Annotated in this window: 13 protein-coding genes; 7 read left to right on the forward strand and 6 right to left on the reverse strand. The window is 70.8% G+C overall.

What is annotated here, in order from left to right:
• Positions 1-71: 71 nt before the first annotated feature.
• The 4 genes from rsmA to metG all read right to left on the reverse strand — a co-directional run bounded on the left by rsmA (position 72) and on the right by metG (position 5,352).
• The gene (rsmA, locus tag ABZW17_RS11810) at positions 72-908 is read right to left on the reverse strand and encodes a 16S rRNA (adenine(1518)-N(6)/adenine(1519)-N(6))-dimethyltransferase RsmA (RefSeq protein WP_354812314.1); all 837 of its coding nucleotides are present in this window, start codon (positions 906-908) and stop codon (positions 72-74) included.
• Positions 909-1,074: 166 nt separating this feature from the next.
• On the reverse strand, positions 1,075-2,499 hold the full coding sequence (locus tag ABZW17_RS11815; protein ID WP_354812316.1) for a transglycosylase family protein: 1,425 nt from the start codon (positions 2,497-2,499) through the stop codon (positions 1,075-1,077).
• A 209-nt stretch (positions 2,500-2,708) separates the two neighbouring features.
• Complete coding sequence (locus ABZW17_RS11820; RefSeq protein WP_354812318.1) at positions 2,709-3,545, reverse strand: TatD family hydrolase; 837 nt, start codon at positions 3,543-3,545, stop codon at positions 2,709-2,711.
• Between the two features lie 10 nt (positions 3,546-3,555).
• Positions 3,556-5,352 (reverse strand): methionine--tRNA ligase, encoded by a 1,797-nt coding sequence (gene metG / locus ABZW17_RS11825; protein WP_354812320.1) that lies wholly within the window; start codon positions 5,350-5,352, stop codon positions 3,556-3,558.
• A gap of 53 nt (positions 5,353-5,405) precedes the next feature.
• On the opposite strand from metG, the gene ABZW17_RS11830 reads away from it, so the two are divergent.
• The 5 genes from ABZW17_RS11830 (at position 5,406) to ABZW17_RS11850 (ending at position 9,768) form a co-directional block, all read left to right on the forward strand.
• On the forward strand, positions 5,406-5,996 hold the full coding sequence (locus tag ABZW17_RS11830; protein ID WP_354812322.1) for a PadR family transcriptional regulator: 591 nt from the start codon (positions 5,406-5,408) through the stop codon (positions 5,994-5,996).
• An 82-nt stretch (positions 5,997-6,078) separates the two neighbouring features.
• Positions 6,079-7,056, forward strand: a complete 978-nt coding sequence (locus ABZW17_RS11835; RefSeq protein ID WP_354812324.1) for an ATP-binding cassette domain-containing protein — start codon at positions 6,079-6,081, stop codon at positions 7,054-7,056.
• The gene (locus tag ABZW17_RS11840) at positions 7,046-7,810 is read left to right on the forward strand and encodes an ABC transporter permease (RefSeq protein WP_354812326.1); all 765 of its coding nucleotides are present in this window, start codon (positions 7,046-7,048) and stop codon (positions 7,808-7,810) included. The genes ABZW17_RS11835 and ABZW17_RS11840 overlap by 11 nt, the downstream gene beginning before the upstream one ends.
• Before the next feature lie 79 nt (positions 7,811-7,889).
• On the forward strand, positions 7,890-8,504 hold the full coding sequence (locus tag ABZW17_RS11845) for a GH25 family lysozyme (protein ID WP_354812328.1): 615 nt from the start codon (positions 7,890-7,892) through the stop codon (positions 8,502-8,504).
• A 19-nt stretch (positions 8,505-8,523) separates the two neighbouring features.
• The gene (locus tag ABZW17_RS11850) at positions 8,524-9,768 is read left to right on the forward strand and encodes an aminodeoxychorismate synthase component I (RefSeq protein ID WP_354812330.1); all 1,245 of its coding nucleotides are present in this window, start codon (positions 8,524-8,526) and stop codon (positions 9,766-9,768) included.
• A gap of 41 nt (positions 9,769-9,809) precedes the next feature.
• Here ABZW17_RS11850 and ABZW17_RS11855 read toward each other — a convergent pair whose 3' ends face one another.
• Complete coding sequence (locus tag ABZW17_RS11855; protein WP_354812332.1) at positions 9,810-10,766, reverse strand: zinc-binding dehydrogenase; 957 nt, start codon at positions 10,764-10,766, stop codon at positions 9,810-9,812.
• 42 nt (positions 10,767-10,808) lie between these two features.
• Between ABZW17_RS11855 and ABZW17_RS11860 the strand changes: the two genes are divergently transcribed.
• Positions 10,809-11,342 carry a QsdR family transcriptional regulator gene (locus ABZW17_RS11860; RefSeq protein WP_354812334.1) on the forward strand — a complete coding sequence of 178 codons (534 nt, stop codon included), beginning with the start codon at positions 10,809-10,811 and terminating at the stop codon, positions 11,340-11,342.
• Here ABZW17_RS11860 and rsmI read toward each other — a convergent pair.
• Complete coding sequence (gene rsmI / locus ABZW17_RS11865; protein WP_354812336.1) at positions 11,335-12,171, reverse strand: 16S rRNA (cytidine(1402)-2'-O)-methyltransferase; 837 nt, start codon at positions 12,169-12,171, stop codon at positions 11,335-11,337. The genes ABZW17_RS11860 and rsmI overlap by 8 nt on opposite strands.
• 67 nt (positions 12,172-12,238) lie before the next feature.
• Between rsmI and ABZW17_RS11870 the strand changes: the two genes are divergently transcribed.
• Positions 12,239-13,807, forward strand: coding sequence for a phospholipid carrier-dependent glycosyltransferase (locus ABZW17_RS11870; RefSeq protein WP_354812338.1), 1,569 nt, complete (start codon positions 12,239-12,241; stop codon positions 13,805-13,807).
• The last annotated feature ends 1 nt before the right edge of the window (position 13,808 follow it).

Genomic DNA, 13,808 nt, shown 5'->3' on the forward strand with positions numbered 1-13,808 from the left:
ACGAGTGGCGGTGTCCGGATGACGGGATCACGGGCGACGGGGGCGTATTTTCACGCCTCCACTGTGGATGCTCAACGCGCGGCGGCGATCCGGGCGAAGGCGTGCACGTCCAGCTGCTCGCCCCGGGTTTTCGGGTCGATCCCGGCGGCCGTCAGCAGCTCGCCGGCCCGCTCGGCCGAGCCCGCCCAGCCCGCGAGCGCGGCGCGGAGGGTCTTCCTGCGCTGTGAGAAGGCCGCGTCCACCAGGCCGAAGAGGAGGTCCCGGTCCGCGGACGCCGTCGTTTCGCCGCGTTCGAACGCGACGAGCGCGGAATCGACGTTCGGCACGGGCCAGAACACCGAGCGTGGCACGGCGGCGACCTTGCGTGCGGGGCCGTACCAGGCGAGCTTGACGCTCGGCACGCCGTAGATCCGGCTGCCGGGGCCGGCGGCCATCCGGTCGGCGACCTCGGTCTGGACCATGACAAGCCCGCTCTTCAGCGACGGCACCTCGGCGAGCAGATGCAGCACGACCGGCACGGCGACGTTGTAGGGCAGGTTGGCGACGAGCGCGGTCGGCTCGCCCAGTTCTCCGCGGGTGACGCGCAGGGCATCGGCCCCGACGACGGTCAGCCGTTCCGCGGCTTCCGGACCCCGCTCGGCGACGGTCTTCGGGAGCCGCTCGGCGAGCTTGGGGTCGATCTCGACGGCGACGACGCGCGCGCCGGTGGCGAGCAGCCCGAGCGTCAGCGAACCGAGCCCGGGTCCGACCTCGAGGACGACGTCACCGGCGGAGACGCCCGCCAGCTCGACGATCCGGCGGACGGTGTTGGGATCGTGCACGAAGTTCTGCCCGAGCTTCTTGGTCGGCCGAACGTCGAGTTCGGCCGCCAGCCCCCGGATCTCGGCAGGTCCCAGCAGTTCAACCACCGGACGAGCCTACCCATCGTGCTCCGCCCCGGTCCGCTCGGTGCAAGTAGTCGTGAGTGATAAGGCGGGTTAGAACCCGCCTTACCACTCACGACCGCCGCGGCAGACCACCCAACGCGAGACGGCCCCCGTCCCTGAGTGGGACGGGGGCCGTTCGGAAAGGGTGTCAGGCCTTCTTGCCGCAGACGGGCCAGGCGCCGTAGCCGCCGCGGGCGTCGCGGACCTTCTCCGCCACCGCGATCTGCTGCTCGCGGGAGGCCTGGTTCGGCAGGGCCGCGTACTGGGAGCCGCCGTAGGCGTTCCAGGTCTGCTTGTCGAACTGGAGGCCGCCGTAGTAGCCGTTGCCGGTGTTGGTGGCCCAGTTGCCGCCCGACTCGCACTGCGCGATGCGGTCCCACGCCGAGCCGTCGCCGATGTCCGGCGTCGGGGCCTTCTTCGTCCCGACGTGGATGATCTTCGGCTTCGGCTGGGTGATGACCTGCTCGGAGACGGTCTCCCGCCCGACCTCTTTGCCGTTCTTCTGCGTGACCTTGTAGGTCACCATCTTCTCGCCGGGCGTGCCCGGGTCTTCGACGCTGGTCTTGCCCTTGTCCAGGTCCGGGTCGTCGACGCGCTGCTCGGGCGGGTCGATGCTCTCCTTCTGGGTGACCGTCGAGACGCCGGTGCGGCTGATGTGCACCTCGGCGCCGTCGGTCAGCTTGACGTCCAGACCACCCTCGGCGGCGTCCTCCGGGCCCAGGGTGAGCTTGTACTCGCCCAGGAACTCCTTCGTCGTGACCGCGGTCGTCTTCACCTGCTTCGGCGCGTTGGCGCCGTCGTACAGGGTGATGTTCTTCAGGGTCTTGATCTCGACGGTGGCGCCCTGCAGGGGCAGCTCGCCGTCCTTCGGCATCGACATCCACGTGCCGGCCTTGTCCGTCTCGGCCATGCCGAGCTGGCTCAGGGCGTCGCCGAGGTGCGTCGCGCGGACCCAGGAGGTGCGCTCGGTGCCGTCGACGATCATCTTCAGCTGGCGGCCGCGCTCGAGCTTGATGACACCGCCGTCGCCGACCTCCGCCTGCGGGGAGGGGGACAGCGAGTCGTGCTCGCCGACGGACAGGCCCGCGTCTTCGAGCACCTCGCCGACAGTGCCGCCGAAGGAGTGCACGGTCTGCTGGTGGCCGTCGACGTCGACGGTGATGCTCTTGTTCATCGCCAGCGCGGCCGCGCCGCCGCCGGCGACGCTGATCATGACGCTGAGGACGGCGCCCTTGAGGAACCGGCGCTTCCAGACCTTCGTGGTCTGGCGGAGGCCCTCGTCCAGAGCCGCACGACGCGCTTCGGGGGAAGCGGTGCGGTCCTCCTCGAGGCCGTCCGGGATGACGATCGGCGGCAGGTACGTCGTCTCGGCGTTGATGAGCCGGATCAGCTCGTCGACGTCGACGTCGATCTCGGCCATCATCGCGTCGGCGTCCGGGCCGAGCGCGGCCAGGATGTCCTGCTGCGTGATGTTCGGGTCGTCGGAGAAGTCGAGCTGGCCGTATGCCGTGTCCTCGAAATGACTGCGTTCGAGGACGGCGGAGCGCGCTCCAGCCTGTCTGCTACCTGTCACCGGGGATCGTTCCCTTTCACGAGACGACGGTCGGGGGCGCCGTCTCTACGACTGGGCGTGACGTTCGGCAACTGCTGAGCGCAGGTCCGACCGGCACGATCACGGGACAGTAACGGGTCGCGGCGGGTTGCGCAAACACCCCCCGGAGTGTCGTGATCCCCGTCACTCCATCAGGTGGCCGAGCCGGGAACCCTGTTGTCGCAATGCGTTCAACCCCAGGTGACGCTGGGGAGTCGGTACACCCGCTCGGCGGTGGTCCGGACCGATTCGGCGACTTCGTGGACAGCTTCGCCCCTGAGCGTCGCGAGGTGACGGACGGTGTAGGCAGCGCCGTACGGCTCGTTCGGCCGCCCACGGAACGGGTGGGGGGTCAGAAACGGCGCGTCGGTCTCGACGAGGTACTGCCCGGGCGGGCAGAGCCGGGCCGCCTCGTGGAGCCCCTTCGCGTTCTTGAACGTCACCGTTCCCGCGAAGGAAAGGACAAAGCCCGCGTCGACGCACTTGCGGGCCATTTCCGCGTCGCCGGAAAAGCAGTGGAAAATTACGGCATTCGGCGCACCCTCTTCGGCCAGGATGCGCAACACGTCGTCGTGGGCCTCGCGGTCGTGGATCATCAGCGGCTTGCCGAGCCGCTTCGCGAGGTCGATGTGCCAGCGGAACGCCTCCTGCTGGGCGTCGCGGGGCGAGTAGTCCCAGTAGTAGTCGAGGCCGGTCTCGCCGACGGCGACCACGCGCTCGTGCCCGGCCAGCCGCTCGATCTCGGCCCGCTCGGCCTCGCCGAACTCCTTGGTCCGGGTCGGGTGGATGGCGACGGCGGCCCACACCCGGTTGTCCCAGGTGGTGGCCTCCGCGGCCCAGCGGGCCGAGGCGAGGTCGTCCGCGACCGTGACGACGCGGGCGACGCCAGCGCGCTCGGCGCGGTCGACCATGGCCGTGACATCGGCCGCGGTGACCGCGCCGCACGCGTCGAGATGGGTGTGCGCGTCCACCACCGACACCGGGAGCCTGTCCGGGACAGGCGGCAGCTCGCGCTTCTCGTCACCCATGCACTACCTCTTACTCCTTGGTGATCGGCGCCCACTCCGGGCCGGTTTCACCCAGCGCCGGGTCGAGCTTGGTGAACAGCGGCGACGGCTTCTGCAGGGGCTTGCCGACCTCGATCGGCGTCGACTCCCACTTCGCCTGCTCGCCCGCGTAGTCGCCGGTGAGGATCGGGTTGACCCGGCCGGCGATGTCCAGGTCGTCGACCTCGCGCAGCTCCGGCTGGGCGGCCCAGACGCCGGTGCCGCCGAGGGCCTCGTGCACCTTCTGGGCCGAGTGCGGCAGGAACGGCGTCAGCAGCGTGTTGGCGTCCGAGACGACCTGCAGCGCGGTGTGCAGCACGGTGTCGCGCCGCGTGGGGTCGTCCTTGAGCTTCCACGGCTCCTGGTCGGAGATGTACTTGTTCGCCGCGGTGACGACCTTCATCGCCTCGGCCGCCGCCAGCTTGAACCGGGACCGGGCCAGGTGCGCGCCCGCGGTGTCGAACGCCTTGCGCGACAACGCCTTGAGGTCCTCGTCGGCCGCCGTCGGGGCCTCCGGACGCGGGATGGCGCCGACGTTCTTGTGCGCCATCGAGATGGACCGGTTGACCAGGTTGCCCCACTCGTTGGCCAGCTCGAAGTTGGTCCGGCGGACGAACTCGTCCCAGGTGAAGTCGGTGTCCTGGGTCTCCGGGCCGGCGACCGAGATGAAGTACCGCAGCGTGTCCGGGCCGAAGTCGCGCAGGAAGTCCTCGACGTAGATCACGCGCCCGCGCGAGGTCGAGAACTTCGAACCGCTCATGGTGAGGAACTCGCTGGAGACGATCTCGTCCGGCAGGTGCAGCTTGCCGTACTTGCCCGCCTCGCCGCCCTTGTCGCCCTCGCCGTTGTGCCCGAACAGCAGCGCCGGCCAGATCTGGGCGTGGAAGGTGATGTTGTCCTTGCCCATGAAGTAGTACGACCGGGCGTCGGCGTTGTTCCACCACTCCTGCCACGCGTCCGGGTTGCCGGAGCGCCGCGCCCATTCGACGCTGGCCGAGAAGTACCCGATCACCGCGTCGAACCAGACGTAGAACCGCTTCAGCGGCTGGTCGCGCCAGCCGTCGAGGGGGATCTTGACGCCCCAGTCGAGGTCGCGGGTGATCGGCCGGGGCCGCATGTCGTCGATCAGGTTCTTGGTGAAGTTGAGGACGTTCGGGCGCCAGTCGTTCTTGGTGCCCAGCCAGTCGCCGAGGGTCTTGGTGAACGCCGGCAGGTCGAGGAAGTAGTGCTCGGTCTCGACGAACTTCGGCGTCTCGCCGTTGATCCGCGACTTCGGGTTGATCAGCTCCGCGGCGTCGAGCTGGTTGCCGCAGTTGTCGCACTGGTCGCCGCGCGCGCCGTCGAACCCGCAGATCGGGCAGGTGCCCTCGACGTAGCGGTCGGGCAGCGTGCGGCCGGTGGACGGGCTGATCGCGCCGCGCGTGGTCTTGGGCACGACGTAGCCGTTGCGGTGCAGCGCCAGGAAGATCTGCTGCGTCACCTCGGCGTGGTTGCCGGTCGTGGTCCGGGTGAACAGGTCGTAGGAGAGGCCGAGGCCCTGCAGGTCGGTGCCGATCTGCCGGGTGTACTTGTCCGCCGTCTCCTGCGGGGTGGCGTTCTCGTTGTCCGCCTGGACGGTGATCGGGGTGCCGTGTTCGTCGGTGCCGGACACCATGAGCACCCGGTTGCCGGCCATTCGCTGGTAGCGGGAGAAGACGTCGGACGGGACGCCGAATCCGGACACGTGGCCGATGTGGCGGGGGCCGTTGGCGTAGGGCCAGGCCACCGCGGTCAACACAGGGGTGCTCATACCTTATTAGCCTACGGAGGGCGTCACGCGCTTTGTCGGGAGGGAGGCCCCGGTTGTCGGCGACACGGCTGCTCGTGCTCGGGGTGGTACGGATGTACGGCCGCGCGCACGGCTACCAGGTGCGGCGCGAGCTGCTGACCTGGTCGGCGGACAAGTGGGCCAACGTCCAGCCCGGATCGATCTACCACGCCCTGAAGAAGATGACGGCCGAGGATCTGCTGGAACAGGTCGACGTCGAGCCGGGCGAGGGCGGCCCGGACCGGATCGCCTACCGCGTGACCGAGGACGGTGACCGCGAGTTCCACCTGCTGCTGGGCACGGCCCTGTCCGATCCCGAGGTCGGTCACCCCGAGCTGTCCGCCGCGATCTCGCTGATGACCGCGCTGCCCCGCAAGCGGGTGATCGGCATGCTGAACCAGCGGCTCGTCCACCTCGAAGCCGAGGTGCGGCGGGCGGGGCTGCTCATCGACGAGGGTTCCGAGTGGGGGCAGCCCGCGCACATCACCGAGTTGTTCGGGCTGTGGGCCCAGATCTCGGCGGCGAGCCTGGACTGGCTCCGGAACCTGATCGCCCGGCTGGAAGCGGGCGAGTACGTGATGGCCGACGATCCGGGCCGGGCCTTCGGCGAGCCTCCCGCCGAGTAATCAAGTTTGACCAGCGCATCCTTCTCGGGCACGCTGTGCGCCTCAACTAGTCAAGCTTGACTACTTTTCGAGAGGGGATCCCATGATCACGGCACGCGGTCTCGAGCGGCGGTTCCGCCGCAAGGGCCGCAACGGGGGTGAAGTCCACGCGGTGAAGGGCGTCGACCTCGACGTCGAGGCGGGCGAGCTGGTCGGCTTCCTCGGGCCGAACGGCGCCGGGAAGACGACCACGCTGCGCATGCTGACCACGCTGCTGAAGCCGACCGCGGGCACCGCGACCGTCGGCGGCTGCGACCTGCTGTCCGACCCGCTGGGCGTGCGCAGGCGCATCGGCTACGTCGCCCAGGGCGGCGGCACCGCCCCCGAAAGCAAGGTCGCCGACGAGCTGGAGCTGCAGGGCCGGCTCTACCGGATGAGCAAGGCCGACGCGATCGCGCGCGGCGCCGAACTCGCCGAACAGCTCGACCTGACCGGCCTGGACCAGCGGCTGACCAAGACGCTGTCCGGCGGGCAGCGGCGGCGGCTCGACATCGCGCTCGGCCTGATCCACGCGCCCGGCCTGGTGTTCTTCGACGAGCCGTCGACCGGCCTCGACCCGCAGAGCCGGGCCAACCTGTGGGAGCACATCCGCCGGCTGCGCGCCGAGCAGGGCGTCACGGTCTTCCTGACGACCCACTACCTCGACGAAGCCGACGCGCTGTCGGACCGGCTGATCGTCATCGACGACGGCCGGATCGTCGCCGAAGGCACGCCGGACGCGCTGAAGGCGCGCGTCAACGGCGACCGCGTCGAGGTGGGCGTCGCCCCGGAGCAGGGCGCGGACGCCGCCGAAATCGCCGGGCGGCTCACCGGCGCCCAGGAGCTGTCCGCCGACGGCGGCGAGGTCCGGTTCCGGGTGCCGCGCGGCGACGTCGCGCTGCCGGAGCTGCTGCGCGCGCTGGACGCGAAGAGCATCCCCATGCTGTCGGTCCAGGTGCACCGGCCGACGCTCGACGACGTTTTCCTGACCCTGACCGGGCGGTCGCTGCGGGAAGCGGAGGAGGGCACCCGTGCTGCGTGACACCTGGCTGATCTTCCGCCGCGAAATGACGGCGGCGCTGCGCAACCCGACGTGGGTGCTGATCGGGATCATGCAGCCGCTGCTGTACCTGTTCCTGTTCGGCCCGCTGATGGTCCGGGCCGTGCAGGCCCAGGGTATGTCCGAAGTGGACGGCTGGATGCTGCTCACCCCGGCGCTCATCGCCCAGCTGGCGCTGTTCGGCAGCTCGTTCGTCGGGTTCGGGCTGCTGGCCGAGTACCGCTCCGGCGTGGTCGAGCGGTTCCGGGTGACGCCGGTCAGCCGGGTCGCGCTGCTGCTGGGCAAGGTGCTGGCCAGCGCGCTGCAGGCGGTGGTCCAGGCCCTGCTGATCATCGCGCTGGCCTACCTGGCCTTCGACCTGGACGCGCCGGTCGGCGGCGTCCTGCTGAGCCTGGTCATCGTGTTCCTGCTGGCGGTGTCGCTGGCGTCGTGCTCGTACGCGCTGGCGCTGACCCTGAAGAGCGAGGAGACCTTCCCCGCCCTGCTCAACGCGGTGCTCATCCCGCTGCTGCTGCTTTCCGGGATCCTGCTGCCGATCACGTCCGGGGCCGCGCCGGCGTGGCTGTACCGGATCTCGCAGATCAACCCGTTCCGGCACGTCGTCGACGTCGAGCGGAACACCTTCCGCGGCGACTTCACGATGGACGCCCTGTTCACGGGCAGTGTCGTGGTGCTGGTGATGGCCGTGGTGTCGGTGTGGTGGGGAACACGGACGTTCCAGAAGGAAAACGCCTGATCAACCGGGCGCGTGTTCACTGCGGGTCCGCCTCCGGCGACGTATGGTGTGCTCTCCACCGACGTGCCGGGGGCGGACAGTGACAGAGCCGGAGAGTGAACTCGGCATCTCGCTGTCGCACCGCGAGCGCGTCTCCGACTGGCAGGCCGTCCGCGCCGCGCAGACCCGGTTCGTGTCGGTGACGATCAGCGAGAACGTCAACTGGAGCAATTCCGCGGCGGAGCGCAACCTGGCCGGCGCGCAGGAGGCCGGGCTGCACGCCGGCGGACGGCACTACGCGCGGCCCGGCGCGGTCCACGACCAGGCGGACTTCTTCGTGCGGACGGCCAGCCGGCTCGGCGCGTTCGCCCCCGGCTCGCTCGCACCGGCCCTGGAGGTGGCGGCGCCGAGCGTCGACGACCGGTTCGTCAAGGCGTGGATCAAGCACGTGCGGCACGCGGCGCGCATCGAGCGGGTGCTGGTGTACGCCGACCACGACTGCTGGGCGCACCGGCTGCACCCGGACCGCTGGGCCGACAGCGAGGTCGTGCTGTGGCTGATCCGGCACAACGGCATCCCCGGGCGGCCGGGCTGGTTCCACTCGCGGCTCGGCGTGCACCAGCACGCGTACACCCCGGACGTCCCCGGCATCGCCGGGCCGGTGGAGCAGAACGCCGTCGTGTACCCGTTCACATTGGGCGACCTGCTGCTCTGACGTGTGGTGGTATGTCGCCATGCGCGTGACGAGCAGGCCACTCCGGACGGACGTGACACCGTCGCACGCCTTCTCGGTGCTGGCCCACCACGCCGCGGCCCGCGGCCTGCCGCCGCCCGCCATGCTTTCGGGTGACTGGTTTTCCGCCCGGGCGGTGATCGCGCCATCCCTTGCCGTCTCCCCGTCGGCGCTGCCGTCCTTCCCACCGGAGATCGACGCCGCACCCGAGGTGATCGGCGGCGGCTGGTTCGGCTACCTGGCGTACGACTCGGCGGACCCGTCGGGCCGGACCGGCGCGCTGCCCGCGTCCGCCTGGGGCTGGGCGGACCACGTGCTGCGGTGGTCCGCTTCGGGCGTCTGCCACCTGGAGTCCCTCGACGGCGGCGGCCCGTCGGTGTCCACAATGGAGTCACTGCTGGCTTCGCCCGCGCCACCGCTTTCGTGGACTGCGGGACCGCTGCGGCGGCCGCTGCCGTCGGAACACCGGGACGCGGTGAAGGCGTGCGTGCACGCGATCGAGGCGGGCGAACTGTTCCAGGCCAACATCTGCAGCCGGTTCACCGGGCCCTTCTCCGGCTCGCCCGCCGCGTTGTTCGCCGCCGGGGTTTCTTCGCTGTCCCCGCGTCGCGCCGCCTGCTTGTCCGGCGACTGGGGATCGGTGGTGTCGTTTTCGCCGGAGCTGTTCCTGGCCCGGCACGGGCGCGCGGTGCGGTCGACGCCGATCAAGGGGACGCTGCCCCGCCGCGGCCCGGCCGACGACGGGAACGCCCGGCTGCTGCGTCGGTCCGCAAAGGACGTCGCGGAGAACGTGATGATCACCGACCTGGTGCGCAACGACCTCGGCCGGGTCTGCGAGGTGGGCTCGGTGACGGTGCCGTCCCTGCTGCGGGTCCGCCCGGCGCCCGGGGTGTGGCACCTGGATTCGACGGTGACCGGGGTGCTGCGCCCGACGGTTTCGGACGCCGAGCTGCTGGCCGCGACGTTCCCGCCGGGTTCGGTGACGGGCGCGCCGAAGATCCGCGCACTGGACCTGATCGCGGCGCTGGAACCGGCCGGGCGCGGGGTGTACACGGGCGCGATCGGCCTGGTGTCGCCGGTGGCGGGGCTGGAGCTGAACGTGGCGATCCGGACGTTCGAGATCGCGTCGGGCCGCATTTCCCTCGGCGTCGGCGGCGGCATCACGGCGGATTCGGACCCGGAGGCGGAGTGGCAGGAGTGCCTCCACAAAGCCGCCCCCCTCGAAACCCTGCTGGCCGGCTCGTGAGTGGTAAGGCGGGTTAGAACCCGCCTTACCACTCACGAGGGCTACTTGGCGGGGTCGAGCAGGAGCTTGCCGACGGTCTTGCGGGAGCGCAGGGCCTCGTGCGCGCCGCGGGCGTCCGAGAGGGCGTACTCGCCACCCGGGATCGCCTTGAGGCGGCCCGCCCGGACCAGGTCGAACAGCTCGGTCAGGGCGGTGCCGAAGACGTTGCCGGGCAGGCGGAACACGTGCGGCAGCCACATGCCGCTGATCGTCGTGCTGTGGCCGAGGACGTTGCGCAGCTCCACCGGCTTCGGGTTCTCGCGGCCCGCCATGCCGTAGAACGCGAGACGCCCGAACGGGGCCAGCGCCGCGATGCTCTGGTCGGTCGTCGTCCCGCCGACCATGTCGAGGACGACGTCGACGCGACGGCCGCCGTTCGCTTCGAGCAGCGCGGCCGTCATGTCCTCCGCGCGGGAGTCGATGGCCACGTCGGCGCCGAGTTCGAGGGCGAGCGCGCGCTTCTCTTCGCTGCTCGCGGTGGCGATGACCCGCCCGGCGCCCCACGCCTTGGCGAGCTGGACGGCCACGGTCCCGACCCCACCGGCGGCGGCGTGCACGACGACCGACTCGCCTTCGGCCAGGTGGGCGTTCTTCCGGAGCAGGACCCAGGCGGTCGTGCCCTGGACCAGCATGGACAGCGCGGTCAGGTCGTCGATGCCGTCGGGCAGCGGGAACGTCGTGGCCTGCGGTGCGACGGCCTTCTCGGCGTACCCGCCCCCACCGTTGAGCAGAGCGACGACGCGCCGGCCGTCGTGGGTGCCCACGACCTCGCCGCCGGGCACGAGCGGCAGCTGCGACGGCGCGAGGTAGCTGTTCTCGGCCTGGTGGGTGTCGGCGTAGTTGACGCCGATGCGGTCCACGTCGATCAGGACCTCACCGGGGCCGGCCACCGGATCGGGCAGTTCGACCGGCGTGAGCACCTCGGGTCCGCCGAACTCGGTCACCTGCACTGCGCGCATGTCGCGTTCCCTCTCGGTCGTGGTTGTGAGACATTCTGACATATGTCTCAGGAGTTCGAGGTGGCCCGTGAGTGGTTCCTCTCCGGCCGCCGGCTCGACATGGGCGAGCTGGCGCAGGAGCTGTCGATCAGCCGGGCCACCCTGCACCGCCGTACCGGCAGCCGCGACCGGCTGCTGGCCGAGATCCTGTGGTCCCTCTCGGAGGTCACGATCGCCCGCCTCTGGCCGGCGTGCGTCGGCCGCGGCGCCGCGGGGGTGGCGGACTTCGTGAGCGGGTACGTCCGGTTCGCGAACGACTCGCCGCCGTTCCGCGACTTCCTGCGCCGCGAGCCGGAGCGGGCGTTGCGGCTGCTGACGACGAAGGCGAGCGTGTGCCAGCAGCGGACGACGGAGAAGCTGGTGACGTTGCTGGCGGGAGAGGTCGCGGCCGGGCGGCTGGTCCCGCCGCTGCCGGTGCCGGACCTGGCTTACCTGCTGGTGCGGATCGGCGAGGCGTTCGTGTACACGGACGTGATCACGGGGGACGCGCCGGACGCGGCCAAGGCGCACGCCGCGGTCACGGCACTGCTCACTTGACCCGCGCGGCCAGCACGGCGTCGTAGAGCTCCTTCTTCGACACCCCTGCCGCCTCGGCGACCTCCGCCGCCGCCGACTTCAACCGCTCCCCCGACGCCACCCGCGCCGAGACCTCGTCCACCAGGTCCGCCACCGAAACCGCCCGCGGCGCCGCCCCCGCCAGCACCACCGTGATCTCGCCGCGGACCCCCTCCGAGGCCCACGAAGCCAGCTCAGCGAGCGTCCCCCGCTTCACCTCTTCGTACGTCTTCGTCAGCTCACGGCACACCGCCGCCTGCCGCGATTCGCCCAGCACCGACACCGCGTCCGCCAGCAACGACCCGAGCCGGTGCGGGGACTCGAAGAACACCGCCGTCCGGGGCTCGTCGCGCAACGACGTCAGCCAGCGGGTCCGCTCGCCCGGCTTCCGGGGTGCGAACCCCTCGAAGCAGAACCGGTCGCACGGCAACCCGGACAAGGCGAGCGCCGTCGTCACCGCGGAGGGGCCGGGCAGGCAGGTCACCGGCAGCGACTCCGCCACACACGCCGCCACCAGGCGGAACCCCGGGTCGGACACGCTCGGCATGCCGGCGTCCGTCACCAGGACCACCGTCTCGCCCGCGTGCAACGCCTCCAGCAGCTTCGGCAGGCGCGCCGACTCGACGTCCTCGTAGAAGCTCACCACCCGCCCGCGCGGGGTCACCTCCAGCGCCGAGGCCAGCGAGCGCAGCCGCCGGGTGTCCTCGGCCGCGATGACGTCGGCTTCGGCGAGGGCCGACGCCAGGCGCCGGGAAGCGTCCCGGACGTCGCCGAGCGGGGTGGCGGCGAGGATCAAGCGGCCCGAAGTCACCCCGTCAGCCTAGGCTGATCAGCGGATCCGGACGACGGACGCCCTGTCCCGCCCGTAGGATCGCCCCGTGACCGCCGTGCTGACCCGTCCCGACGACGAAAGCGTCCGGCCGGACCCGGTCGAGGCGCTCCGGCCGCCCACCGACCGCGAACTGACCCTGCTCGGCCGAGGCATGCCGGCGGACCGGCTCCGCGGCTGGGTCGTCACCCTCGTGCTGACCGTGATCGGCGGCATCGTCCGGCTGCAGAACCTCGGCGTCCCGACCGACAAGGGCAGCCCGGTCTTCGACGAGAAGCACTACGTGCCGCAGGCCTGGCAGGTGCTGCGCAACGGCGGTTACGAGGACAACTACGGCTACGAGCTGGTCGTCCACCCGCCGCTGGCGAAGCAGCTGATCGCGATCGGCGAATGGCTGTTCGGCTACAACGGCTGGGGCTGGCGCATCATGCCCGCGCTGGCCGGCACGCTGATGGTGCTGCTGGTCGTGCGCGTCGCCCGCCGCCTCACGCGCTCGACGCTGCTCGGCGCGATCGCCGGCATCCTGGTGATCAGCGACGGCGTCCTGCACCTGCAGTCGCGGATGGGCATGCTCGACATCTTCATCGCGCTGTTCGTGCTGGCCGCGTTCGCCTGCCTGCTCGTCGACCGCGACCAGGTGCGCGAACGGCTCGCGACGGCGGTCCGCGAGGGCTGGGTCAACGAGTCCGTGTGGGGTCCCAAGCTCGGTTTCCGCTGGTGGCGGTTCGCGACCGGGCTGATGATCGGGCTCACCTTCGGCGTCAAGTGGTCGGCGCTGTACTACATCGTCGCGTTCGGGCTGCTCAGCGTCGGCTTCGACGTCGCGGCGCGGCGCGCGGCCGGCGTCGAACGGCCCTGGCTGGGCACGATCCGCCGGGACGTGCTGCCCGCGCTGTGGGCGATCCTGGTCATCCCGTTCCTGATGTACTTCGCCGCGTACTGGGCCTGGTTCGCCAGCGAAACCGCCACCGACCGGCACTACACCGAGATCAAGGACATCGCGCCGGGCTTCTGGTCGTGGGTGCCGCCCGCGCTGCGCTCGCTCGGCGACTACACCGGCAACGTCCTGCACTTCCACGAAACCCTGGTCACGCCCAAGGACAACCCGCACCCGTGGGAGTCGAAGCCGTGGACGTGGCCGATGGGGCTGCGCCCGATGCTCTACAGCTACAACGGCGACGTCACCGGCTGCGGCGAGGCCCGCTGCATCAGCGCGACGATGCTGATCGGCACGCCGGCCATGTGGTGGCTGGCGATCCCGATGCTCGGCTGGGCGGCCTGGCGCTCGATCTTCCGCGCGGACTGGCGCTACGCGGCCGTGCTGGTCGGCTACCTCGGCGGGTACGTCTTCTGGTTCACCAACATCGACCGCCAGATGTACTTCTTCTACGCGACCCCGCTGGCGGCGTTCCTGGTGCTGGGACTGACCCTGTGCCTGGGCCAGATCCTCGGCGGCGCGAGGCGCGGGTTCGAAAGACGCGGCACCGGTCTGCTCGTCGTGTCGCTGTACGTCGGGCTGGTGGTGGCGAACTTCGCCTGGCTGTGGCCGATCCTGAACGGCATCGCGATCACGAACGGCCAGTGGGAGGCCGAGCGCTGGCTGCCGTCCTGGCGCTAGG

Origin of the sequence: Amycolatopsis sp. NPDC004625 (assembly GCF_040609695.1) — a bacterium.
GTDB lineage: Bacteria > Actinomycetota > Actinomycetes > Mycobacteriales > Pseudonocardiaceae > Amycolatopsis.